Origin of the sequence: Leclercia sp. Colony189 (genome assembly GCF_009740165.1) — a bacterium.
GTDB lineage: Bacteria > Pseudomonadota > Gammaproteobacteria > Enterobacterales > Enterobacteriaceae > Enterobacter.
Window position 1 is genome coordinate 280684 of sequence record NZ_CP046557.1, and the last position, 23104, is coordinate 303787.

General features: G+C 57.2%; 18 protein-coding genes and 1 pseudogene. 9 read left to right on the top strand and 10 right to left on the bottom strand.

Annotated elements, in window-relative coordinates:
* The first annotated feature begins 142 nt into the window (after positions 1 to 142).
* Positions 143 to 1729, top strand: a complete 1587-nt coding sequence (locus GNG29_RS01315; protein ID WP_103177868.1) for an EAL domain-containing protein — start codon at positions 143 to 145, stop codon at positions 1727 to 1729.
* On the opposite strand, the gene soxS is transcribed toward GNG29_RS01315, so the two are convergent.
* Positions 1726 to 2052 carry a superoxide response transcriptional regulator SoxS gene (soxS, locus tag GNG29_RS01320; protein ID WP_103177869.1) on the bottom strand — a complete coding sequence of 109 codons (327 nt, stop codon included), beginning with the start codon at positions 2050 to 2052 and terminating at the stop codon, positions 1726 to 1728. The two genes, GNG29_RS01315 and soxS, sit on opposite strands and share 4 nt — an antisense overlap.
* A 98-nt stretch (positions 2053 to 2150) precedes the next feature.
* Between soxS and soxR the strand changes: the two genes are divergently transcribed.
* The 4 genes from soxR (at position 2151) to GNG29_RS01340 (ending at position 7001) form a co-directional block, all read left to right on the top strand.
* Positions 2151 to 2609 carry a redox-sensitive transcriptional activator SoxR gene (gene soxR / locus GNG29_RS01325; protein WP_103177870.1) on the top strand — a complete coding sequence of 153 codons (459 nt, stop codon included), beginning with the start codon at positions 2151 to 2153 and terminating at the stop codon, positions 2607 to 2609.
* Positions 2610 to 2883: 274 nt separating this feature from the next.
* Positions 2884 to 3555: a glutathione S-transferase family protein gene (locus GNG29_RS01330; protein WP_156653733.1), complete on the top strand. Its 672-nt coding sequence runs from the start codon at positions 2884 to 2886 to the stop codon at positions 3553 to 3555.
* Positions 3556 to 3853: 298 nt separating this feature from the next.
* Positions 3854 to 5203 carry a guanine/hypoxanthine transporter GhxP gene (ghxP, locus tag GNG29_RS01335; RefSeq protein ID WP_103177872.1) on the top strand — a complete coding sequence of 450 codons (1350 nt, stop codon included), beginning with the start codon at positions 3854 to 3856 and terminating at the stop codon, positions 5201 to 5203.
* A 151-nt stretch (positions 5204 to 5354) separates the two neighbouring features.
* Positions 5355 to 7001 (top strand): Na+/H+ antiporter, encoded by a 1647-nt coding sequence (locus GNG29_RS01340; protein ID WP_156653734.1) that lies wholly within the window; start codon positions 5355 to 5357, stop codon positions 6999 to 7001.
* 78 nt (positions 7002 to 7079) lie between these two features.
* Here the strand turns inward: GNG29_RS01340 and GNG29_RS01345 are convergent, their stop codons facing one another.
* Positions 7080 to 7964, bottom strand: coding sequence for a LysR family transcriptional regulator (locus tag GNG29_RS01345; RefSeq protein ID WP_103177874.1), 885 nt, complete (start codon positions 7962 to 7964; stop codon positions 7080 to 7082).
* Between the two features lie 101 nt (positions 7965 to 8065).
* Between GNG29_RS01345 and GNG29_RS01350 the strand changes: the two genes are divergently transcribed.
* Both GNG29_RS01350 and GNG29_RS01355 read left to right on the top strand, forming a co-directional pair.
* Complete coding sequence (locus GNG29_RS01350; protein WP_103177875.1) at positions 8066 to 8476, top strand: CidA/LrgA family protein; 411 nt, start codon at positions 8066 to 8068, stop codon at positions 8474 to 8476.
* Positions 8469 to 9158 (top strand): LrgB family protein, encoded by a 690-nt coding sequence (locus tag GNG29_RS01355; protein ID WP_114316142.1) that lies wholly within the window; start codon positions 8469 to 8471, stop codon positions 9156 to 9158. Before GNG29_RS01350 ends, GNG29_RS01355 begins: the two co-directional genes overlap by 8 nt.
* A 52-nt stretch (positions 9159 to 9210) precedes the next feature.
* On the opposite strand, the pseudogene GNG29_RS01360 reads toward GNG29_RS01355, so the two are convergent.
* Together GNG29_RS01360 and GNG29_RS01365 are read right to left on the bottom strand one after the other, a co-directional pair.
* A pseudogene (locus tag GNG29_RS01360) lies at positions 9211 to 10488 on the bottom strand (ABC transporter substrate-binding protein).
* A gap of 107 nt (positions 10489 to 10595) precedes the next feature.
* On the bottom strand, positions 10596 to 11891 hold the full coding sequence (locus tag GNG29_RS01365) for a Gfo/Idh/MocA family protein (protein ID WP_156653735.1): 1296 nt from the start codon (positions 11889 to 11891) through the stop codon (positions 10596 to 10598).
* A gap of 45 nt (positions 11892 to 11936) precedes the next feature.
* Between GNG29_RS01365 and GNG29_RS01370 the strand changes: the two genes are divergently transcribed.
* The gene (locus GNG29_RS01370) at positions 11937 to 13514 is read left to right on the top strand and encodes a hypothetical protein (protein WP_156653736.1); all 1578 of its coding nucleotides are present in this window, start codon (positions 11937 to 11939) and stop codon (positions 13512 to 13514) included.
* Between the two features lie 210 nt (positions 13515 to 13724).
* Here the strand turns inward: GNG29_RS01370 and actP are convergent, their stop codons facing one another.
* The 3 genes from actP to acs form a co-directional block, all read right to left on the bottom strand.
* Entirely contained in the window at positions 13725 to 15374 is a 1650-nt protein-coding gene (actP, locus tag GNG29_RS01375) for a cation/acetate symporter ActP (protein WP_103177880.1), read from the bottom strand.
* Positions 15371 to 15685, bottom strand: a complete 315-nt coding sequence (locus GNG29_RS01380) for a DUF485 domain-containing protein (protein ID WP_103177881.1) — start codon at positions 15683 to 15685, stop codon at positions 15371 to 15373. The genes actP and GNG29_RS01380 overlap by 4 nt, the downstream gene beginning before the upstream one ends.
* Positions 15686 to 15817: 132 nt before the next feature.
* Complete coding sequence (gene acs / locus GNG29_RS01385) at positions 15818 to 17776, bottom strand: acetate--CoA ligase (RefSeq protein WP_156653737.1); 1959 nt, start codon at positions 17774 to 17776, stop codon at positions 15818 to 15820.
* A gap of 420 nt (positions 17777 to 18196) precedes the next feature.
* On the opposite strand from acs, the gene gltP reads away from it, so the two are divergent.
* A complete protein-coding gene (gene gltP / locus GNG29_RS01390) occupies positions 18197 to 19510 on the top strand; it encodes a glutamate/aspartate:proton symporter GltP (protein ID WP_103177883.1) in 1314 nt (437 codons plus the stop codon).
* Positions 19511 to 19586: 76 nt separating this feature from the next.
* On the opposite strand, the gene GNG29_RS01395 is transcribed toward gltP, so the two are convergent.
* The 3 genes from GNG29_RS01395 to fdhF form a co-directional block, all read right to left on the bottom strand.
* Complete coding sequence (locus GNG29_RS01395) at positions 19587 to 20261, bottom strand: tetratricopeptide repeat protein (protein ID WP_103177884.1); 675 nt, start codon at positions 20259 to 20261, stop codon at positions 19587 to 19589.
* Between the two features lie 117 nt (positions 20262 to 20378).
* Positions 20379 to 20531, bottom strand: a complete 153-nt coding sequence (locus tag GNG29_RS01400; protein ID WP_103177885.1) for a Hok/Gef family protein — start codon at positions 20529 to 20531, stop codon at positions 20379 to 20381.
* A 323-nt stretch (positions 20532 to 20854) separates the two neighbouring features.
* A complete protein-coding gene (fdhF, locus tag GNG29_RS01405) occupies positions 20855 to 23002 on the bottom strand; it encodes a formate dehydrogenase subunit alpha (protein WP_156653738.1) in 2148 nt (715 codons plus the stop codon).
* Between the last annotated feature and the right edge of the window lie 102 nt (positions 23003 to 23104).

A 23104-nucleotide genomic window follows, 5' to 3' on the forward strand; every position in this document is an offset into this window, starting at 1 on the left:
TCGGCATAACTCAATATTAGGTTATTGACGTTAAAAGTCAGTTGCTAACTTCGCATGATTCATGCAACGTAATCACCTGTTTAGCAAAGCATCCGGCCTTCATGACTACAGGCACATAAAAAGCAGGGATAATAGGGCGGAAATGAATCGTAACGCACGGGACAAGGTGCTGAGGATAGTCGGGGTTATCATGGTAGTTTTGCTACCTGTGATGCTTGCGCTATGGTTTGCTCAGCAACGCGCGGTCAACGAAACAAGCAGTCAACTTCGCTCATTTGCCGCACTCGCTTTAGACAAAACCGAACTGGTTATTCAGCAGGTTGAACTGGCACGTCAGGCGGCTGAAAAATACTCGGGTGATATTTGTACACCGGAACACCGACAATATATGTTAAATATTGTCCGGGGCCGACTCTACATTGCCGACCTGCTGTACGCCGAAGGTAAAGAGTTTCTCTGCTCAACAACCAGCACGCCTGAAAACCCCTATTTAATTTCTGCTGCCAATTACCAACGCGCGCCTGACGTCTCTATCTATTATTACCGCGATACGCCATTTTATGCGGGATATAAAATGACCTATATGCAGGTCGGTAATTATGTGGTGGTGGTTAATCCTCTGACCTATAGCGAAGTCATGTCATCCGACCGCTCCCTGGCGTGGGGGGTATTTGATACGGTGAACAACGACTTTTTCTCCATTAGCGAACAGGCAAAAGAAAATGCCTTAAAAAAGCTGATTGGCGATAACGAAGCTATATTCCAGAAAGAAGGTCGTTTTTACACTATTGTTCGCTCCGAGAAACGCCCGATTGCCGCGATTGTTTCGACCACCAATCAGCGTTTTTATGAAGTTCTCTATTATCAGGCAACGTTAACCCTGCCGCTGGGCATGATCAGCAGTATTATCATTTTACTGATGTGGTCGCGGACGCGACGCGAATTTAATTCACCAGGCCGCTTATTGCACCGGGCATTAAATAAAAGACAACTATGCCTGCATTACCAGCCGATTATCGACATAAAAACAAATGCGTGTGTCGGCGCAGAAGCGCTGTTGCGTTGGCCTGGTTTTAACGGTCCGGTAATGAGCCCGGTAGAGTTTATCCCGCTGGCAGAAAAAGAGGGGATGAGCGAACGCATCACCGATTATGTGGTAGAAGAAGTCTTCAGCGATCTGGGCCATTTCCTGGCCTGTAACCCGCATCTCTATATCTCCATTAACCTCTCGGCAACGGACTTCCACTCTTCACGCCTGATTGCGATGATCACCGATAAAGCCCGACACTATAATGTGCGGGCCCAGCAGATCAAAATTGAAGTGACGGAGCGCGGTTTCATTGATGTCCCCAGGACCACGCCGGTGATCCAGGCATTCCGCCAGGCGGGATATGAAGTGGCGATTGACGATTTTGGTACCGGCTATTCCAACCTGCACAACCTCTACTCGCTGAACGTGGATATCCTGAAAATCGACAAGACCTTCATCGATACGTTGACCACCAACAGCACCAGCCATCTTATCGTCGAGCACATTATCGAAATGGCCCAAAGCCTGCGCCTGAAAACCATTGCGGAAGGGGTAGAAACCGTGGAGCAGGTGATGTGGTTGAACAAGCGCGGCGTTCAGTATTGCCAGGGCTGGCACTTTGCCAAGGCGATGTCACCGCAGGATTTCATGACCTGGCAACATCAGCCCGTCGCGGCAGCCCTTGCTCATAGCCACTAGTTAAGCTGATGGCGATAGTCGCTGGGGGTGCGATCAAATTCGCGGCGGAAGACGCGGGAGAACGTCTGCTGGGAGACATATCCCAGATCCATGGCGATATCAAAAATGGGCCGCTGGGTGGTGCGTAACGCCTGGGCAGCCAGCAATAATCTGCGTTGACGAATGTATTCGCCCAGCGTCTGGTGCGTGACGGCGCGGAACATTCTCTGTAAGTACCACTTCGAGTAACCCGACTTCTTCGCCACCACATCAATACTCAAAGGTTGATCGATATGGTCATCCATCCATTCAATAAGTGTCTGAATAATTTGTTGATGTGACATAGAGCAGCCTCTCTCTGGATACACCTGTATCGGTTGATTCGTCGTTTTGTCTGCGGGCGAGTATAATTCCTCAAGTTAACTTGAGGTAAAGAGGTTTTATGGAAAAGAAATTACCGCGGATTAAACCGCTGCTGTCGCCGGGCGAGGTGGCAAGGCGTAGCGGTGTGGCGGTCTCTGCACTGCACTTCTATGAAAGCAAAGGGTTAATTAAAAGCATCCGCAACGCCGGCAACCAGCGCCGCTATACCCGTGACGTGCTGCGCTATGTGGCGATCATTAAGATTGCCCAGCGTATTGGCATCCCGCTGGCCACCATTGGCGAGGCGTTTGGCATCCTGCCGGAAGGGCATACCCTGAGCGCAAAGGAGTGGAAGGCTCTCTCTTCCCAGTGGCGCGATGAGCTGGACCGGCGCATTCACACTCTGGTGGCCCTGCGCGATGAGCTGGATGGATGTATTGGTTGCGGATGCCTGTCGCGCAGCGACTGCCCGCTGCGTAACCCTGGCGATAAGCTGGGCGAACAGGGTACCGGCGCGCGGCTGCTGGAAGAGGATTAGCCGGACATATAAAAAACTAAAGCGCCACAACAGGGCGCTTTAGTTATTCCCGGTCTTTGTCTTTCTCTCTATCCCGCTGGTTCACAGGAGGGTTTCCCCCGACATCAACACCCCTCAGTCGAGCATCTGGTGGAGGTTCCGGCTTGTGCTGACACTTTAAGTCTAGGCCGCAGCCTTAGCTTTGCCAGCCTCATCGCGCAAAAACTCGGCAAAATTTTTTCGCCAGGTTGTGCAATTTTCTATAGTTAGTGGATACGCCTGACTGGAGATAACAATGATAACGGTCCACCACCTCAATCAGTCCCGATCGCAGCGCGTGCTCTGGGCGCTGGAAGAGCTCTCGCTGCCTTACCAGATCGTTCGTTATCAGCGGGATAAGACCATGATGGCCCCCGCCACGCTGCGTAAAATCCACCCGCTGGGAAAATCTCCGGTGCTGGAAGACAACGGCCTGATCCTGGCGGAATCGGGCGCTATCCTCGAATATTTGCAGGAAACTTACGATCCCGGGGGACAGATGAAGCCGCAGGAGCGTGAGCTAAAACTGCAATACCGTTTCTGGCTCCATTACGCAGAAGGCTCGTTAATGCCGCTGCTGCTGATGAAGCTGGTCTTCGCCAGCCTCGGTAAACCGCCCGTCCCGTTTGGCCTGCGAACGCTCGGCAAGGTGCTGGGGCAGGGGGTAGAGAAGGCCTATCTTAACCGCCAGCTGGAAACGCATGCCCGCTTTCTGGAGTCCTCGCTGCAGAAGCATCGTTGGTTCGCCGGGGATCATCTCAGCATGGCGGACGTGCAGATGAGCTTTCCGGTCTTCGCCCTGCTGGAACGCGGCGGCATAGATAATCTTCCCCGCCTGCAAAACTGGAAGAAAAATGTCGAAATGCGTCCGGCCTGGCAGCGGGCGATCCAGCAGGGCGGGCCGTTCGAGATCCCTGGCGGGTCCTGAAATTGTTATCAAATTGCGCATTCACGATAACGTTTGCGCATACTCTGTTCACTTCTTCACCGCCTCGCACGAATTTTAGCGAAAAACGTCAAAGTTAAGTTGAAAATGCCCGCATTGAGGACGGATAATCGTTTGCCTTCATTTCAACACCCGTTTTGTCAGCGCAAAGCTAAACGTTTGCTTTTTTTATGACTCCCCTTTTTGTCATAAACGCAGCACAAGGATATGACGTTTAGCGGGTCGTGGAGTGTCCGTCACGCTGACAGACGACAATTATAATTTTCAGGGGATGTTTTCTATGTCTACGCCATCTGCGCGTACCGGCGGTTCACTCGACGCCTTTTTTAAAATTTCTGCCCGCGGCAGCACCGCGCGTCAGGAGATCGTTGCCGGTCTGACGACTTTCCTGGCGATGGTCTACTCGGTGATCGTGGTGCCGGGCATGCTGGGTAAAGCTGGTTTCCCACCGGCGGCGGTCTTTGTCGCCACCTGTCTGGTTGCCGGTGTCGGCTCCATCGTGATGGGCCTGTGGGCTAACCTGCCGCTGGCGATCGGCTGTGCCATCTCGCTGACCGCTTTTACCGCGTTCAGCCTGGTGCTGGGTCAGCAGATCAGCGTGCCGGTTGCGCTGGGCGCCGTGTTCCTGATGGGTGTGCTGTTTACCATTATCTCTGCCACCGGTATCCGTAGCTGGATCCTGCGCAACCTGCCGCAGGGCATTGCCCACGGGACGGGGATTGGTATCGGTCTGTTCCTGCTGCTGATTGCCGCCAACGGCGTGGGTCTGGTTATCAAAAACCCGCTGGACGGTCTGCCGGTTGCGCTGGGTAATTTCGCCAGCTTCCCGGTGATCATGTCGCTGATTGGCCTGGCGGTGATCATTGGTCTGGAAAAACTGAAAGTGCCGGGCGGCATCCTGCTGACCATCATCGGCGTCTCCATTGTCGGCTTGATTTTCGATCCTGCCGTACACTTCTCCGGCGTATTCGCCATGCCATCCCTGAGTGACGAAAACGGCAACTCGTTGATTGGCAGCCTGGATATCGTAGGGGCGCTCAACCCGGTGGTGCTGCCAAGCGTACTGGCGCTGGTGATGACCGCGGTCTTCGATGCCACCGGTACCATCCGCGCGGTAGCCGGTCAGGCTAACCTGCTGGATAAAGATGGCCAGATTATCGACGGCGGCAAAGCGCTGACCACCGACTCCCTGAGCAGCGTCTTCTCGGGTCTGGTCGGGGCGGCACCTGCTGCGGTGTATATCGAATCGGCGGCGGGTACGGCGGCAGGCGGTAAAACCGGTCTGACGGCGATCACCATCGGCGTGCTGTTCCTGCTGATCCTGTTCCTCGCGCCGCTCTCGTATCTGGTGCCGGCTTACGCCACCGCCCCTGCGCTGATGTATGTGGGTCTGCTGATGCTGAGCAACGTGGCGAAGATTGATTTTGCCGATTTCGTCGACGCAATGTCCGGCCTTATCACCGCGGTATTTATCGTGCTGACCTGTAACATTGTTACCGGCATCATGATTGGTTTTGCCTCGCTGGTGATTGGCCGTATCGTCTCAGGCGAATGGCGTAAACTGAACATCGGTACGGTGGTGATTGCCGTCGCGCTGGTGGTCTTCTACGCGGGCGGCTGGGCTATCTAAGCCATATGCGGCGTAAAAAGACGGGTGGCTCAGGCCGCCCGTTTTTATTTTCAGGACACATCTCGTTGTCTTATGCGTTACTCTGGGAAAGGTACATTAAGGCACGATGCCAGTGGCCTAAACGAACAGAATTATCGCAAACAGGGAACGCATGGAAATTTTCTTCACAATACTCATCATGACCCTTGTGGTCTCACTTTCCGGGGTAGTTACCCGCGTACTGCCCTTTCAGCTACCGCTGCCGCTCATGCAGATTGCCATCGGTGCTCTGCTGGCCTGGCCGACGTTCGGATTGCATGTCGAGTTTGATCCGGAACTGTTTCTGGTGCTGTTTATTCCTCCTTTGCTTTTTGCCGACGGCTGGAAAACGCCCACGCGCGAGTTTCTTGAGCACGGGCGCGAGATCCTGGGTCTGGCGCTGGCGCTGGTGGTTATCACCGTCATGGGGATCGGTTTTCTCATCTACTGGGTGGTGCCGGGGATCCCGCTGATACCAGCCTTTGCACTGGCGGCGGTGCTGTCGCCAACGGATGCCGTGGCGCTCTCCGGCATCGTCGGTGAAGGGCGCATGCCGAAAAAAATCATGGGCATCCTGCAGGGTGAGGCGCTAATGAACGACGCCTCCGGTCTGGTGGCCCTGAAGTTTGCCGTTGCCGTGGCGATGGGCACCATGATTTTTACCGTCGGCGGCGCCACCGTAGAGTTCTTGAAAGTGGCGATTGGCGGTATCCTCGCCGGGTTTGTGGTGAGCTGGCTGTATGGCCGTTCGCTGCGCTTCCTCAGCCGCTGGGGCGGTGATGAACCCGCCACGCAGATCGTACTGCTGTTCCTGCTGCCATTCGCCTCTTATCTGATTGCCGAGCACATTGGCGTGTCGGGCATTCTGGCGGCGGTGGCCGCGGGGATGACCATCACCCGTTCCGGCGTGATGCGTACCGCGCCGCTGGCGATGCGCCTGCGTGCCAACAGCACCTGGTCGATGCTGGAGTTTGTCTTTAACGGCATGGTCTTCCTGCTGTTGGGCCTGCAGCTGCCGGGCATTCTTGAGTCTTCGCTGGTGGCGGCAGAGGCCGACCCGAACGTCGACACCTGGATGCTCTTTACCGATATCGTGCTGATTTATGCCGCGCTGATGCTGGTGCGTTTCGGCTGGCTGTGGACGATGAAAAAATTCAGCGTCCGCTTCCTGAAAAATAAACCGATGGAGTTTGGCTCCTGGACGACCCGTGAGCTGCTGATTTCCACCTTTGCGGGCGTGCGCGGGGCGATCACCCTGGCCGGTGTGCTCTCCATTCCGCTGCTGTTGCCGACCGGCGATGTCTTCCCGGCGCGCTATGAGCTGGTGTTCCTGGCCGCCGGGGTGATCTTGTTCTCGCTGTTTGTCGGCGTGGTGATGCTGCCCATCCTGCTGCAACATATGGAGGTGGGCGATCACGTCCAGCAGCATAAAGAGGCGCGTATCGCCCGGGCGGCCACCGCGGAAGTGGCGATTGTCACCATCCAGAAGATGGAAGAGCGCCTGGCGGCCGATACCGAAGAGAACCTCGATACGCAGCTGCTGAAAGAGGTGAGCTCGCGGGTCATTGGTAACCTGCGCCGCCGCGCGGATGGCCGAAATGACGTAGAGAGCTCGCTGCAGGAAGAGAACCTGGAGCGTCGCTTCCGCCTGGCCGCGCTGCGCGCCGAACGTGCGGAGCTTTATCATCTGCGCGCCACCCGGGAGATCAGCAACGAGACGCTGCAAAAACTGCTGCACGATCTCGATCTGATGGAAGCGCTGTTGGTTGAGAAGCCGTAATGGTTGATTGCCCGGTGGCGCTGCGCTTACCGGGCCTGGTAAACCGTAGGCCGGGTAAGGCGACGCCGCCACCCGGCGCTATTCTCCCACCCAAAACCCTTCACAACATTTCAACCACGCCTGAGCGCTGTGCGACAGATAGACCCCTTCCCGCCAGATCATCCCCAGCTGCCAGTGCAGATCGCTCTGGAGCGGGATCCAGCGCAGGGTCTTTTTATCCAGCCGTTCGCAGATGGGCTGCGGCAGGATGGCAATTCCCACCCCCGCCTGCACCATGGCGGCCAGAAAGTCCCACTGCCCGCTGCGCACCGCGATACGCGGCTTAACGCCGTGCTGGTTGAACAGCTGCATCAGCTGGCGGCTGAGGGCAAAATCTTCGTTGTAGATCAGCAGCGGATGCTCGGCGAGGAGTTCAGGGTTGATGGCGTCGAGCGACAGCCAGCTGCCGGAGCGCGGCACCAGCACACAGAGCGGATGGCTGAACAGCGGCAGCGCTGTCAGACCGCTATCCTCTTCCACCGGCAGGGCGGTCATGGCCAGATCCAGCTCGCCGTTGATCACCGCCTGCTGGACGGTTAAGCCGCCAAATTCAGAAATTTTTAGCTCCACGCCGGGATAACGCTGGCGAAACAGGCCGATGGGTCCCGCCATCATCATTCCCACCATTGGCGGGATGCCGAGGCGCAGTATGCCCTTGTTCAGGTGGTTGATGTCGCCAAGCTCGGCCTCCAGCTGGCGAAACTCCGCCAGGATCGCCAGCCCGCGCTCAAACACCACGCGGCCTGTGTCGGTCAGCAGCAGCTTGCGCCCGTCGCGGATCAGCAGGGTACAGTTGAGTTCATCTTCGAGGTTTTTCAGCATTTTGCTGATGGTGGGCTGGGTAACAAAGAGCTTCTCCGCGGCGCGGGTAAAACTCTGCTGGCGGACCACTTCGACAAAGTAACGCAGCGTGCGTATGTCCATGACTATTCCTCGAAACTATACCTTTGATGATTTTAATTCATTTCAGTCAATTACGGGCGCTGACTATACTGGCGCTCCGTCTCATTTTGAGGAAATCCCCCATGACCGTGGCGTTAGGTCGCGTTACGCCTGCCGTCGTGCAACGACTCCAGGTACCGGTTCAGGTCCTGCTCTATGCCGCTCTTTTTGTCTTCGCTGAATACCTTGTTCGCTGGCTCCATCTGCCGCTGCCGGCCAATCTGGTCGGCATGGTGCTGATGTTCAGCCTGATCCTCTGTCGCGTTATTCCTCTCAGCTGGGTGCGGGCGGGGTCGCGCTGGCTGCTGGCGGAGATGCTGCTCTTTTTCGTTCCGGCAGTGGTGGCGGTAGTCAATTACGTCCAACTGCTGATGGTGGACGGCTGGCGTATCTTTGCGGTGATCGCCCTGAGCACGCTGATGGTGCTGGGCGCGACCGCGTGGGTGGTGGATAAAGTCTACCGCTTTGAAATCAGCAGGCAGAAACATGACTAACTTTCAGGTCAGCGTCCTCTGCCTGGTGGTGACGCTGATTATCTATTTTGCCAACAAGCGCCTCTACCGCCGCTTCCGTAAACTGCCCCTGATGCCGCTGGTTTTCACCCCGATCCTGCTGGTGATGATGCTGGTGTGGGGGCATATCTCGTGGCAGAACTATATTGGCGAAGCGCACTGGCTGCTGTGGCTGCTGGGTCCGGCGACCATCGCCTTTGCGGTGCCGGTCTACGACAACCTCGCGGTGATAAAACGCCACTGGATGTCGCTCTCCGCCGGGGTGATCACCGCCACGGTGGTGGCCGTCACCAGCTCGGTCTGGCTGGCGCGGTTGTTTACCCTGTCGGACGAGATCCAGCGCAGCCTGGCGGTACGCTCCGTCACCACGCCCTTTGCCCTGGCGGCGGCAAAACCGCTCGGCGGACAGCCGGATCTGGTGGCGCTGTTCGTGGTGGTCACCGGGGTGTTTGGTATGGCGGTAGGGGACATGCTTTTTCTGCGCCTCTCCATTCGCGAAGGGATGGCGAAAGGGGCCGGGTTTGGCGCGGCCTCCCACGGGGCGGGCACCGCGCGCTCCTACGAGCTGGGCCAGCAGGAGGGCGTGGTGGCAAGCCTGGTGATGATGCTCTCCGGCGTGTTGATGGTGCTGGTGGCCCCGCTGGTGGGCTGGCTGATGTTCTGATAAATGCCGGGTGGCGCTGCGCTTACCCGGCCTACCGATTCTGAATGCGGCGCTAACGGTTCAACCGCCGCACAATCCGCTCCACCTTCTGGCGGAAATCCGCCGCGACCTGAGCGGATGCCTGGCCCTGCTCCAGTTTTTCCCGCGCCGAGGTAAACTGGTCGATCACCTGTAAATCCTCAATATAGGGCGTGGCGACAACTGTGGTGTGCAGCGACTGCGCCTGGCGTAGCCCGGCAATCACCGGATCCTGCGGGTCAATCACCCCTTTCTCCGTCAGCTGCGCCTCCGCCGCCTTGTTGAGCGGAATGCCGCGCTCCAGCCCAAGAGCCTCCACCGACTGCGGATCGTTAAGCAGGTAATTCACCAGAATCGCCGCCTCTTTCGGATGCTTCGTCGATTTTGCCACCGACAGCATCTGTGCCGTTTTGAAGTAGACCCCGGACTCCTCTGTGCCGGGCTGCATCACGTAATCGCCCAGCACCAGTTTCGCCGGTGGCGTCATGTTGTTGGCAAACATGCGAATGGTGATGTTCCAGGTGAAGAGCCCGCCCCACTCACCGTTAATCCACGGCTTCATCTCATAGAGGTTGCCCTTGCCGTAGGAAGAGAGGGTTTTGGGCGACGGCAGAACGTGGTCGTCGCTCAGACGTTTCACAAAATCGAAGGCCTCGACCCACTGCGCGTCGTTCCAGGCGAAGGTGCCATCACTGTTGAACATCGACTTCTGGTGGGTCTGCATCATGTACGCATTGAGCAGCAAAATGACATCCTGATCGACCATGGCGTAGGGGTAGTAGTTGTTGCCCAGCGTCTGCTGGAACACTTTCCCGGCGGCAAAAAAGTCGTCCCAGGTTTTCGGATACGCCAGCCCGGCTTTCTGCCAGGTGACGTCGTTGTAGTAAAAGACCGGGGCGTTGACCGAAATCGGCAGGCCATTGAGCTTGCCTTTCACCGTGGTCGATTGCAGATCCTGCGCCTGGTACTGGCTTAAATCGAGCTCCGCTTTCAGCTTATTCAGGTCGTAATACCCTTCGCCGTTTTTGGAAAAGAGGATCAGCTAGGGCCAGTTGGTCTGCATTACGTCCGGCTCGGTGCCGCTCGCCATCTGGGTGGTCAGGCGCGAAAGATGCCCGTCCCAGCCGGTGTATTCGGGCTTCACCTTAATCTCCGGATGCGCTTTTTCGAAGGCTTCCAGCGCCTTCAGCGTCGCCTGGTGGCGGCTGTTGCCACCCCACCACGACATGCGTAGTTCAACGGGCGATTGTGCCCAGACAGAGGTACAGGAAAATAACAGCGATGCGATAACACCTGAAACGAGTTTTTTCATTATTGTCTCCGGAACAGAGGCATAAATATTGTTATTAAACAGGTGAGTAACTGCACAATACTACCGGCGGTTCCGGCGCGGCAGCGGGCCGCGCCGGCGTGAGACGCTTAGCGTTTCGTCAGACGGGATACCAGCTCAAACTCCTTAAAGTTGACCGGACGCTGCTGCTGCATGGAGATATTGCCCGCAATGCCGGTGAGGATAGACATGGCCCCGGCACGGTGGTCCGCCGCGCGCTGCAGCGGATCGTGGCGTGGCGCGCCGAACAGGTCGGCCAGCATCGCGTTGTCGCCGCCGCCGTGCCCCCCTTCACCGAGGCTGAATTCCGCTTTCCAGGGTTCGGCAAACATCGGGAAGACGGTGAGGTCGCACTGCTCCAGGTTGCCCTCATTTTCCCGCTCTCCCCCGGCATTGACGTAGGACTTCTCGACGATCTTCATCTCCAGACGCCCTTCGGTGCCGTTAAAGACCACATTCAGCCCTTCCCACGGCAGGTAGGCATTGAGGGAGTAGGTGAGCTGGACCTGGTTCTGGTATTTCACCAGCACCGACATCGTATCTTCGATGGTGATCCCGTCGCTGAAGACGCTCTGGTCGCGGAAGTAGCGATCTTCGTGTTCGGCGTCCAGATAGAGCGCCTTAAGTTGCGCATTCTCTTCCATATGCAGCGCAAACGGGTCGTCTTTCGCGTCAGCAAAGCCGTGGGCGCGCGGGTAGAACCGGGTCACGCCGCGTTTCTCCGCATTCTCCCTGCCGTAGAACTGCAGGCTGCCTTCGGCGTAAACCCGTTCCGGGTAGCTGCTCAGCCAGAAATTCATCAGATCGAAGTGGTGGGTGGATTTATGCACCAGCAGGCCGCCGCTATTGCGCTTTTCCCGATGCCAGCGGCGGAAGTAGTCCGCGCCGTGTTCGGTGTTAAGCAGCCACTCGAAATGGACCGAGGTGACCTTGCCGATCGTCCCCTGCATCAGCAGTTCGCGCACTTTACTGTGGTGCGGCGCGTAGCGGTAGTTGAAGGTCACGCGCACGCTACGGCCCGTCTCTTCAATGGCATCAAGTATGCGCAGGGCGCGCTGTTCGTCGATGGTCATCGGCTTTTCGGTGATCACATCGCAGCCGGCGTGCAGGGCGCGAACGATGTAGTCGTCATGGGTGCGGTCCATGGTGGTGACAATGACGACATCGGGCTGCGTCTCGCGGATCATCTCTTCAAACTGCGCCGCCTGCCAGGTGGAAACCGGATCCGCCCCTTCGTTTTTTAATAACTGATTGGCGTACTGCATGCGCGTCTTGTTAGTATCACAGAACGCGACCAGTCTGGCATTTTCCCGCCAGGCGCCACCGATGGCGGAAATATATAAACCCGCGCGACCGCCAGTCCCGACCAGAGCATATTTTTTCATGGCATCCTCGATTAAATAACAGAATTAATATCAGCAGGTGACGCAATGAAACGTATTCCCCATCAACTGATGGAGCTGAACAGCACGTTTATCTGGCACTGGCCCTGGTTTATTCAGGGGGTGAAAAGCGCGAAACAGCACGGTTTCACTGGCATCATCCTGCACCAACAGGAACTGCTTTCAATACTTGCGACGCCCTCGCCGTTAAGCCAGAAACTCAACGTCGAGAACCTTATTCATCAGCAAAATTACGCCCTGCACTATTTAAAACGCGTCGACCGTTACCTGGCGGAAAATAATTTATCGTTCTGGCTTCAGGGTGAAGCCGCGCCCAATGACGACATTATTAAGCGTAAATTTCCGGAACTGACGTTCGACGAAAAGCACGCGCCCGATTTCTGGCACCCTTTTTATGCCGCGATACTGCATCCGCTTTTACAGGCGCTGCCCCATCTCGGCGGGCTTATTCTCAGCCTGACGACGCCAGACTTTCAGACCAGTCGCTGGCAGCAAAGCCTGCATGATGTCTGGAGCCTGCTGCGCGCCCAGGGAAAAAAGCTCATCCTGCGCGACTTCATTGACAACAGCTGGCCGCGGCAGCAGCTCTCCGGCATTCTGGCGACGCTCCCGGACGACGTGCGCGCCTCGGTAAAAGCCACCGAGCTGGATTACCACCCCGGTTTTGCCAACCATCCCAACATCGCCACCCTGCCGGGGCATAAAAAGTGGATCGAGTACGATCTCTTCGGTATCGGCTACGGCTGGAGCGCACTGCCGTGCTATCTGGCCGATGAGATTGGTGGCCGCTTAAGCTGGGCGCTCAGCGCCACAGAAAACGAAATCGAAGCGATTACCTCCCGCGTGAGCTGGCAGTGGTTGCCCGACAGCCGGGTGATGGACTCCGTCAATGCCATCAACCTGTTTGGCCTCTCTGCCGCCAACCATGCCGCCGATGCCGCGCTGCCCGCTACCTTCGAGCGTTGGGCGGAACACCATCAGTTCGGCTTTCGCGCTTTGGCGGACAAACATCAGCTTTCGGCCATCCTCCACGCCAGCTACGACTGGCTGTGCAAAACGCCAAACTTCCTCGGACGGCGGTTGCACTACCAGAGCCAGATCCCGGAGAGCATCGCCCAGGCGCAGCAATTGCTCCATACGGACACCCGTAGCGCTAACTGGCTGCACGCCTGGCAGCCGCTGATGCCCGCCGACGATCCCGCCCTTGGCAAAGAGCAGCGTGAGCGGGTAGCGCTGGAAAAAGAGGCCGCCTGCTTCCTGGCGTCACGTACGCTGCACAACCTGCGTGAGCTGATGCCGCGTATGACCTGCCCGGACGACACCCTTGCGATCCTGCTGGCCGCCTGGCGCAGCGCGGAGATCTACAGCCAGATGTTCTCTCACGTCGCCGCCGCCGTGACCGACGTCGTGTGGCTGGATCACTACGGTCCGCAAAGTCTGCCTGCCGACATCCTGAAGCAGCATCAGCAGCGGCTGCTGCACTTCAGCGACACCCTGGATCGCTGGCTGACAGATCCGCCCGCCAGCAGCCCGCTCTTCCTGCCGCTGTTGCTGAGCCCGGCGCGGCTGGAGCGCTTTGCCAGAAGCCTCGGCGAGTCGCTGTAACTAAAGAATAAAAACTGCGGTCGGGGTTGTCTGTATACCGCGGGTAGGGAAAGCGGGGGATCGGCGTGGAATAGGGAAAAGTGTGATGGACGTTGCGGATTGCAGATAAAGCCTGTGATCCGCATCGGCTTTTTCTGTTCTGGCGACGTGATAAACGTCACCAGAAGGGGAAAAAAATGTGATCCCCGACCAGTGGCCGGGGAGGGGGTTTTAGTGCGCGCGGCCCTGTTCGACACCCAGGCCGGTTTGGGAGCGGATAAACTGGGCGCGGAACTTCTCGCGCTCCAGGTTGCCTTCCGGCGAGTTATCAGTTGCCGAGAAGACCCAGATGCCGATAAAGGCCACGGCGATGGAGAAGAGCGCCGGGTACTCATACGGGAAGATGGCGCTTTCGTGGCCGAGGATCTGCACCCAGATGGTCGGACCGAGGATCATCAGGATCACCGCCGTCAGCAGGCCGAGCCAGCCGCCAATCATCGCTCCGCGGGTGGTCAGCTTCGACCAGTACATAGAGAGCAGAATGATCGGGAAGTTGCAGCTTGCCGCAATGGAGAAGGCCAGCCCCACCATAAAGGCGATGTTCTGATTTTCGAACAGGATCCCCAACAGAATGGCGACGACCCCCAGGACCAGAACGGTGATTTTGGAGACCTTCAGTTCGTCGCGTTCAGAGGCGCCTTTACGCCAGACGTTGGCATAGAGGTCGTGGGAGACCGCAGAAGCACCCGCCAGGGTCAGGCCAGCCACCACCGCCAGAATTGTGGCGAAGGCCACGGCGGAGATAAAGCCGAGGAACAGGTTGCCGCCCACCGCGTCAGCCAGATGGACTGCCGCCATGTTGTTGCCGCCAATCAGCGCGCCCGCCGCATCCTTGAAGGCCGGGTTTGCACCCACCAGCATGATGGCGCCGAAGCCGATGATAAAGGTCAGGATGTAGAAGTAACCCATAAAGCCGGTGGCGTAGAAGACGCTTTTCCGCGCTTCGCGCGCATCTGACACCGTGAAGAAACGCATCAGAATGTGCGGCAGGCCCGCGGTACCAAACATCAGGCCCAGCCCTAACGACAGCGCCGAGATCGGATCTTTCACCAGCCCGCCGGGGCTCATGATCGCTTCCCCTTTCGGGTGTACCGCCATCGCTTCGGTAAAGAGGTTATTAAAGCTGAAGCCGACATGCTTCATCACCATAAAGGCCATAAAGCTGGCGCCGAACAGCAGCAGTACCGCTTTGATGATCTGCACCCAGGTGGTGGCGAGCATGCCGCCAAACAGGACATACATCACCATCAGCACCCCCACCAGCACCACCGCGACATGGTAGTTCAGGCCGAACAGCAGCTGGATCAGCTTGCCGGCCCCCACCATCTGGGCAATCAGGTAGAGGGCTACCACCACCAGCGAGCCGCAGGCGGAAAGGGTACGAATCGGCCCCTGTTTCAGGCGATAGGATGCCACGTCGGCAAAGGTATAACGCCCCAGGTTACGCAGGCGTTCGGCGATCAGGAACAGGATGATCGGCCAGCCGACGAGGAAGCCCAGAGAGTAGATCAGCCCGTCGTAGCCGGAGGTATAGACCAGCGCGGAGATGCCGAGGAAAGAGGCCGCCGACATAAAGTCACCGGCGATGGCCAGCCCGTTCTGGAAACCGGTAATGTTGCCGCCCGCGGTGTAGTAATCGTTACGGGAACGCACGCGTTTCGACGCCCAGTAGGTGATGTACAGCGTCAGCACCACGAAGATCAGGAACATCACAATCGCCTGCCAGTTGGTCGGCTGGCGTTCAACCGCGCCGCCAATGGCATCGGCGGCATTTGCCGCGAGGGGGAGGGCGGCGGCAAGCGCCGTCAGGACTCTCTTCATGATGCTTTCACCTCGCGCAGTACCGCTTTGTTCAGACGGTCGAACTCACCGTTAGCGCGCCAGACGTAGACGCCGGTCAGCACAAACGAAACGACGATCACACCGATACCGATAGGGATGCCGCGCGTGACGTTGGTGCCCGCATGCAGCGGCGTGCCCAGCCAGTGCGGCGCAAAAGCGATCAGCAGGATAAAGCCCACGTAGATGATCAGCATGATAATAGAGAGAATGAAGGCAAACCGTTGCCGTTTATCCACCAGCTCCCTGTAGTGCGCACTGTTCTCTATCTGCTGACAAATATTGTCATTCATCACAGAATCTCCAGAGGTATCCCCCTTCGGTTTTCACGCAGCCTGAGCAGTCACGTGCCTGCAACGCGAAATCCTATGGGGTGGTTTTTATATTCCCCTCTCCCTTGAAGGGAGAGGGCTAAGGTGAGGGTGTTACGATGGCATTGCGATGGCCTGCTTCTCTTCGAGCAGTTTGTCCACCACGCCAGGATCGGCGAGCGTAGAGGTGTCGCCTAAATTGCTGGTATCCCCCGCCGCAATCTTGCGCAGAATACGGCGCATGATTTTGCCGGAGCGGGTTTTCGGCAGCGAGTCGGTCCAGTGCAGCACGTCCGGGGTGGCAAGCGGGCCAATCTCTTTCCGCACCCAGTTACGCACTTCGGTATAGAGCTCGGGTGACGGCTCTTCGCCATGGTTTAAGGTGACGTAGGCATAGATCGCCTGGCCTTTGATGTTGTGTGGAATACCGACCACCGCCGCTTCGGCGATTTTCGGATGCGACACGAGGGCTGATTCGATCTCGGCGGTCCCCAGACGGTGGCCGGAGACGTTCAGCACGTCGTCCACGCGGCCGGTGATCCAGTAGTAGCCATCTTCATCACGACGCGCGCCGTCGCCGCTGAAGTACATATTTTTGAAGGTGGAGAAGTAGGTCTGCTCAAAGCGATCGTGATCGCCAAACAGGGTGCGCGCCTGACCCGGCCAGGAGTCGGTGATGACCAGGTTGCCTTCGGTGGCCCCTTCCAGCGGCGTGCCTTCGTTATCCACCAGCGCAGGCTGAACGCCAAAGAACGGACGGGTCGCGGAACCGGCTTTCAGCTGAGTGGCGCCCGGCAGCGGGGTGATCATGAACCCGCCGGTTTCGGTCTGCCACCAGGTATCGACCACCGGACATTTCTCGTTGCCGATCTTCTTCCAGTACCACTCCCAGGCTTCCGGGTTGATCGGCTCACCCACGGAACCGAGGATACGCAGGGAGGAGCGGTCGGTGCCTTCAATCGCCTTATCGCCTTCCGCCATCAGGGCGCGGATCGCGGTCGGGGCGGTGTAGAGAATATTGACCTGGTGTTTGTCCACCACCTGGCTCATGCGCGCCGGCGTCGGCCAGTTTGGCACCCCTTCAAACATCAGGGTGGTGGCGCCGCAGGCCAGCGGGCCGTACAGCAGGTAGCTGTGGCCGGTGACCCAGCCCACATCGGCGGTGCACCAGTAGATATCACCCTGATGATAATCAAAGACATACTTAAAGGTGGTGGCCGCATAGACCAGATAGCCGCCGGTGGTGTGCAGGACGCCCTTCGGCTTACCGGTTGAACCCGAGGTATAGAGGATAAACAGCGGATCTTCCGCATTCATCGCTTCCGGCTGGTGCTGGTCGCTGGCCTGCTCAATCAGGTCGCTCCACCAGAGGTCGCGCCCCTCATGCCATTCAATGGCGTTGCCGGTGCGCTTGAGCACAATCACACTGTTGACGCTGTTTACATTGGGGTTTTTCAGCGCGTCATCGACGTTCTTTTTCAGCGGAACGGCACGGCCAGCACGCACGCCTTCGTCGGCTGTGATCACCAGTTTGGAGCTGGAGTCGATAATGCGCCCGGCCACCGCTTCCGGCGAGAAGCCGCCAAAGATCACGGAGTGCACGGCGCCGATGCGGGCGCAGGCCAGCATCGCCACGGCCGCTTCCGGTACCATCGGCATATAGATGGCAACCACGTCGCCTTTCTTGATGCCCTGCGCCAACAGCACGTTAGCAAAGCGGCAGACATCGCGGTGCAGTTCACGGTAGGTAATATTTTTGCTCTGGGTGGCGTCGTCGCCCTCCCAGATGATCGCCGTCTGGTCACCGCGCTCGGCGAGGTGACGATCCAGACAGTTGGCGGCCAGGTTCAGCGTACCGTCTTCATACCATTTAATAGAGACGTTACCTGGGGCAAAAGAGGTGTTCTTGACCGTCTGATAGGGCGTGATCCAGTCAAGGATTTTGCCCTGCTCGCCCCAGAAGGCGTCAGGGTTGGTGATGGAGTGTTGATACTTCTCCTGGTACTGCTCAGGGTTAATCAGGCAGCGGTCCGCAATATTTGCGGGAATGCCGTGTTTATGGACTTGGCTCATGGTTTTTGTTCTCCTTGTAGGATGTTAATAATATGTCGCAAAAACGTTAATTGTAGGGGCTTTGGCAGCTTTGTTTACTATTTGGGCGACAGATCACGCAAATGTTAAAGAGAACAAAAAACGCGCAAATGACACTTTGAAGGAAAATAATTGCTCTTGTAGATTATTTGCTTTTATGGATAAAAAAGCGTTTTCATTACAAAAGGTTATTTATCATCACCAATATAAATTAGCGTAATGACCTTTTTTGTCAGTCAAATGCCTCGTTCTTAAAGGCTTGCGCAGCATGCCGTGCAAATGGTACTGATACCGCGCGTTAAAAAACCCCATAAATGAACGCAACACAATTCATACCCTTTCAGTATGTGTCGTCCCCTTCGTTTTACGAGTACGAACACTTCGTTGAGGAAGTCTCTTGTTATGAAAAATTTGAAAGTCAGCCTGGCCTGGCAAATTTTGCTGGCCCTTGTGCTGGGTATCTTGCTGGGTAGTTATCTGCATTATCACAGTGACAGCCGCGAATGGCTGATCGCCAACTTACTGTCACCGGCCGGCGATATCTTTATTCATCTGATCAAGATGATTGTGGTGCCGATTGTCATCTCGACGCTGGTGGTGGGGATTGCCGGGGTGGGTGACGCGAAGCAACTGGGCCGCATCGGCGCGAAAACTATCCTTTATTTCGAAGTGATCACTACGGTGGCCATTGTTCTCGGCATCACGCTGGCGAATCTGTTCCAGCCGGGGGCGGGCATTGATATGTCGCAGCTGGCGACGGTGGATATTTCGAAATACCAGAGCACAACCGCCGATGTGCAGAGCCACTCTCATGGCCTGATGGGGACGATCCTGTCGCTGGTGCCAACGAATATCGTGGCGTCGATGGCGAAGGGCGAAATGCTGCCGATTATCTTCTTCTCGGTGCTGTTTGGTCTGGGGCTGGCGTCGCTGCCCTCCGCCCACCGCGAGCCGCTGGTGACCGTGTTCCGCTCCATCTCTGAAACCATGTTTAAAGTGACCCACATGGTGATGCGCTATGCGCCGGTAGGGGTGTTTGCGCTGATCTCGGTGACGGTGGCGAACTTCGGTTTTGCCTCCCTGTGGCCGCTGGCGAAGCTGGTGCTGCTGGTGCATTTCGCCATCATCTTCTTCGCGCTGGTGGTGCTGGGCTTAGTGGCGCGCATGTGCGGGCTGAGCATCTGGATCCTGATCCGCATCCTGAAGGACGAGCTGATTCTGGCGTACTCCACCGCCAGCTCTGAAAGCGTGCTGCCGCGCATCATCCAGAAGATGGAGGCTTACGGCGCGCCGGCGTCGATCACCAGCTTCGTGGTGCCGACCGGCTACTCCTTTAACCTTGATGGCTCCACGCTGTACCAGAGTATCGCCGCGATCTTTATTGCCCAGCTGTACGGCATTGACCTCTCCCTGTGGCAGGAGATCGTTCTGGTGCTGACGCTGATGGTGACCTCGAAAGGCATTGCCGGCGTGCCGGGCGTGTCGTTTGTGGTGCTGCTGGCGACCCTGGGCAGTGTGGGTATTCCGCTGGAAGGACTGGCGTTTATCGCCGGTGTTGACCGTATCCTCGACATGGCGCGTACCGCGCTGAACGTGGTGGGTAACGCGCTGGCGGTGCTGGTGATTGCCAAGTGGGAACATAAGTTCGACCGTAAAAAAGCGCTGGCCTATGAGCGCGAGGTGCTGGGGCGGTTTGATAAGACGGCTGACCAGTAAAGTGAAAAGCCGGGTGACGCTTCGCTTACCCGGCCTACATGACCGTAGGCCCGGCAAACATAGTGCCGCCGGGCATTTACTCCCCGCTTAACGCATCAAACTCCTCACATCCGGTATCAAACCCTTCGCTACAGCTCAGATTCAACCAGTAGAGCGCCTTCTGTTTATTGGGGGTGATAAATCCCTCCTCGCCCTGCTTAAAGATCTGGCCCGCCCAGTACTCCGCATAGCCTGTGCGTGACAGCGTGGAGCTTTGCTTAAACCACCGCGCGGCCTGCACATCATCCTGCGCCACTTCCACGCCGTTGGCGTAGATCAGCCCCAGCAACTGCTGGGCATCAACGGCGGCGTCGTCTTCGGTATTCTCAGCGACCTTGTGCAGTAAGCTCAGCGCCTGCGGATAGTCGGTCTTCCCGGCCCGGGTGTTTACCAGCAAACGCGCCAGCATCACCGCGCCCGGCGAGCTGCCCGCCACCGTGGCCTGCTGCGCCAGCCCTTTGGCCTGAGCGAAATCGCCGTGCTTTAACTTGATTTGGGACAGCAGGGCCATGGCATCGATATCGCCGTTTTTCGCTGCTTTTTCGGCCCAGGTTTCGGCCTGCTTATCATCACCCGAGCTGTAATATGTTTCGGCAAGGTAATACTGGGCACGGCTGTCGCCCGCCTCAGCCTGCTTCAGGTACTGGCCGCCAATCTCCTCGGCGCTCGCCAGAGAAGTAAAAAGGATCAACAACAGATAAAGAGGTTTCATGCGTTATTTTCGTAGGAGTAGATACCGGGCAGTATAAGCGGGCGATGTGAAGAAAAAAATGGGTGCGTTAAGACCTCCACTACCTACAAGCCGGGCGGGTCTCCCCGCCCGCTGAAGTTAGCCTGCTGCGCAGGCTAATTTAGCCGCCACTTCGTGTTGTTCACTCTTTATTGTGAGTTCGCATAACTTACCGCGATTAATAAAGGCGAATATCACGATAGTCAGACAAATAATAACTATTATGCCTGCGACATATTTTAATGGCGTCATGCCCTTTACTCCTTGCTAACAAAAGAAGAAGGGGCTATCCTCAACTTGTTGGGTAGTTGAGGGATAGCCCCGGTTAATGGAAACATTTCCGGGGTTTTTCACTTTCTGTCCCTCAATACGGCTTAAGACAGAAAGCCTTAAGCACCCGCCGATAATCTTATCCCTCTGAAGTAAAAAGAAAAGATGTAATTTTTTTGTGCGAAATTACATTTCTCTGGAATACTGCTCGCAAAATAATATTCGGTTTTTAAATTTATATTTCATAAATAAAAGAGGGGGTGAATAATTCATCCCTCTTTATTCGCTGTTCCGTTAATTACAGGTTATCCCATCGCGGTTTCCCGTAAACGCTTTTTCAACGCATTATATTCATCGATAACATAGCGCTCGGCGGCAGCCTGATCCGCTATCGGTTCGAGGCGCACGGCACAATATTTATATTCCGGCGTTTTGGTTATCGGGCTCAGGTTTTCCGTTACCAGCTCGTTGCAGGCGCCAATCCACCACTGGTAGGTCATGTATACCGCACCTTTGTTTGGCCGATCGCTCACCTGGGCCCGGGTGATGACCCGGCCTTTACGTGAGGTGATCCACACCAGGGCGTCATCCTCAATGCCCAGCTGTTTGGCATCCCCGGTGTTGATTTGTACATAGCCGGGCTCATCCGCCAGCGCCGACAGCGCCGCACAGTTGCCGGTCATGGAGCGGCAGGAGTAGTGACCCACTTCGCGCACGGTGGAGAGCACCATCGGATACTCTGGCGACAGCGTATCCATCGGCGCCATCCAGTCGCAGGTGAAGAACTGCGCCAGCCCGTTCGGGGTATCGAATTTCTCGGCGAACAGGTACGAGGTGCCCCGATCTTCCGGCGACTCGTCCCGGCAGGGCCACTGGATATAGCCCAGCTCGCCCATCTTCTCGTAGGTTGCCCCCTTAAAGGCCGGGCAGAGCTGGCGCAGCTCGTCCCAGATTTGCTGGGTGTTGTCGTAGTGCATCGGATAACCCATCCGGGTGGCAATCTCGCTGATAATCTGCCAGTCGGTTTTCAGCTCCCACTTTGGCTCCACGGCTTTGAAGAAGCGCTGGAAGCCGCGATCGGCTGCGGTGTAGACCCCTTCATGCTCGCCCCAGGAGGTGGAGGGCAGGATCACGTCCGCCGCCGCCGCGGTTTTGGTCATAAAGATATCCTGGACAATCACCAGCTCCAGATCGTCAAAAGCTTTGCGCACCGCCGAGAGCTCAGCATCGGTTTGCAGCGGGTCTTCGCCCATGATGTACGCCGCCCGCACCTCGCCGTGGGCCGCGCGGTGCGGCAGCTCGCTGATACGGTAGCCGGGGTTCGCCGGCAGGCTCTCCACGCCCCAGGCTTTGGCAAATTTCTCGCGGTTTTCCGGAAACTTAACGTACTGGTAGCCCGGATAGGTATCCGGTAGTGCCCCCATGTCGCATGCCCCCTGCACGTTATTCTGGCCACGCACCGGGTTGACCCCCGCATGGGCTTTGCCGAGATTGCCGGTCAGCATGGCAAGGCTGGTGAGCGCGCGCACGGTTTCCACCCCCTGCCAGAACTGGGTCACCCCCATGCCCCACAGCAGGGTAGCGGTGTTGGCCCTGGCATACAGACGTGCCGCCTGACGGATCTCTCCCGCACTTACGCCGGTAATGCTCTCCACCGACTCCGGCGTATAGCGTTCAACGATCTCACGGTACTCATCAAAGCCCTCCGTGCGGCGGGCAACGAAGGCCCGATCGTAGAGCTGCTCGGCAATAATCACGTGGCCGATGGCGTTGAGCAGGGCGATGTTCGAGCCGTTTCGCAATGCGATATGCATATCGGCAATGCGGGCGGTTTCGATGCGCCGCGGATCGCAGACGATGATTTTTGCCCCGTTCTGTTTCGCGCGCAGAATATGGTTGGCGACAATCGGGTGCGAATCCGCCGGGTTATAGCCAAAAATAAAGACTAACGCAGTGTTATCAATCTCGTTGATGGCATTGCTCATGGCGCCATTGCCGACCGACTGGTGCAGACCTGCAACCGAGGGGCCGTGTCAGACGCGGGCGCAGCAGTCGACGTTATTGGTGCCGATAACGGCGCGCGCAAACTTCTGCATCAGATAGTTGGTTTCATTCCCGGTGCCGCGTGACGAGCCGGTGGTCTGGATCGCGTCCGGGCCGTGCTTTTCCTTGATGGCGGTGAGGCGACTGGCGACATAATCCAGCGCCTCTTCCCACGAAACGGGCGTCAGCTTGCCGCCGCGCGTTCTGCGGATCATCGGGCTTTTCAGCCGCGGGGTGAGGATTTGGGTATCGTTAATAAAATCCCAGCCGAAGTAGCCCTTCAGGCACAGCGTGCCCTGGTTGGTTTTGCCGTTGGCCGCCTCCGCCCGGACGATTGTGCCGTTATCGACCACCAGGTTGATCTTGCAACCTGATGCGCAATAGGGGCAAACCGTGATGACGTTTTTCATCGATCTCGCTCCAGTTTCATATGATGCTGATATGTCGGTTGAGTATGCCGCCTCTAAGCCGCATTCTTGTTGTGGTTTTCCCCTGACTTTACGGGTGAATCC

What these genes read in the sequence shown, in the direction of transcription:
- soxS (WP_103177869.1), bottom strand. Translation starts at nt 2,052, where the DNA reads ATGTCACATCAACAAATTATTCAGACACTTATTGAATGGATGGATGAC.
- GNG29_RS01395 (WP_103177884.1), bottom strand. Translation starts at nt 20,261, where the DNA reads ATGAAACCTCTTTATCTGTTGTTGATCCTTTTTACTTCTCTGGCGAGC.
- GNG29_RS01340 (WP_156653734.1), top strand. Translation starts at nt 5,355, where the DNA reads ATGGAAATTTTCTTCACAATACTCATCATGACCCTTGTGGTCTCACTT.
- gltP (WP_103177883.1), top strand. Translation starts at nt 18,197, where the DNA reads ATGAAAAATTTGAAAGTCAGCCTGGCCTGGCAAATTTTGCTGGCCCTT.
- GNG29_RS01400 (WP_103177885.1), bottom strand. Translation starts at nt 20,531, where the DNA reads ATGACGCCATTAAAATATGTCGCAGGCATAATAGTTATTATTTGTCTG.
- GNG29_RS01370 (WP_156653736.1), top strand. Translation starts at nt 11,937, where the DNA reads ATGAAACGTATTCCCCATCAACTGATGGAGCTGAACAGCACGTTTATC.
- GNG29_RS01350 (WP_103177875.1), top strand. Translation starts at nt 8,066, where the DNA reads ATGACCGTGGCGTTAGGTCGCGTTACGCCTGCCGTCGTGCAACGACTC.
- GNG29_RS01330 (WP_156653733.1), top strand. Translation starts at nt 2,884, where the DNA reads ATGATAACGGTCCACCACCTCAATCAGTCCCGATCGCAGCGCGTGCTC.
- GNG29_RS01365 (WP_156653735.1), bottom strand. Translation starts at nt 11,891, where the DNA reads ATGAAAAAATATGCTCTGGTCGGGACTGGCGGTCGCGCGGGTTTATAT.
- GNG29_RS01315 (WP_103177868.1), top strand. Translation starts at nt 143, where the DNA reads ATGAATCGTAACGCACGGGACAAGGTGCTGAGGATAGTCGGGGTTATC.
- soxR (WP_103177870.1), top strand. Translation starts at nt 2,151, where the DNA reads ATGGAAAAGAAATTACCGCGGATTAAACCGCTGCTGTCGCCGGGCGAG.
- GNG29_RS01345 (WP_103177874.1), bottom strand. Translation starts at nt 7,964, where the DNA reads ATGGACATACGCACGCTGCGTTACTTTGTCGAAGTGGTCCGCCAGCAG.
- actP (WP_103177880.1), bottom strand. Translation starts at nt 15,374, where the DNA reads ATGAAGAGAGTCCTGACGGCGCTTGCCGCCGCCCTCCCCCTCGCGGCA.
- ghxP (WP_103177872.1), top strand. Translation starts at nt 3,854, where the DNA reads ATGTCTACGCCATCTGCGCGTACCGGCGGTTCACTCGACGCCTTTTTT.
- GNG29_RS01355 (WP_114316142.1), top strand. Translation starts at nt 8,469, where the DNA reads ATGACTAACTTTCAGGTCAGCGTCCTCTGCCTGGTGGTGACGCTGATT.
- GNG29_RS01380 (WP_103177881.1), bottom strand. Translation starts at nt 15,685, where the DNA reads ATGAATGACAATATTTGTCAGCAGATAGAGAACAGTGCGCACTACAGG.
- acs (WP_156653737.1), bottom strand. Translation starts at nt 17,776, where the DNA reads ATGAGCCAAGTCCATAAACACGGCATTCCCGCAAATATTGCGGACCGC.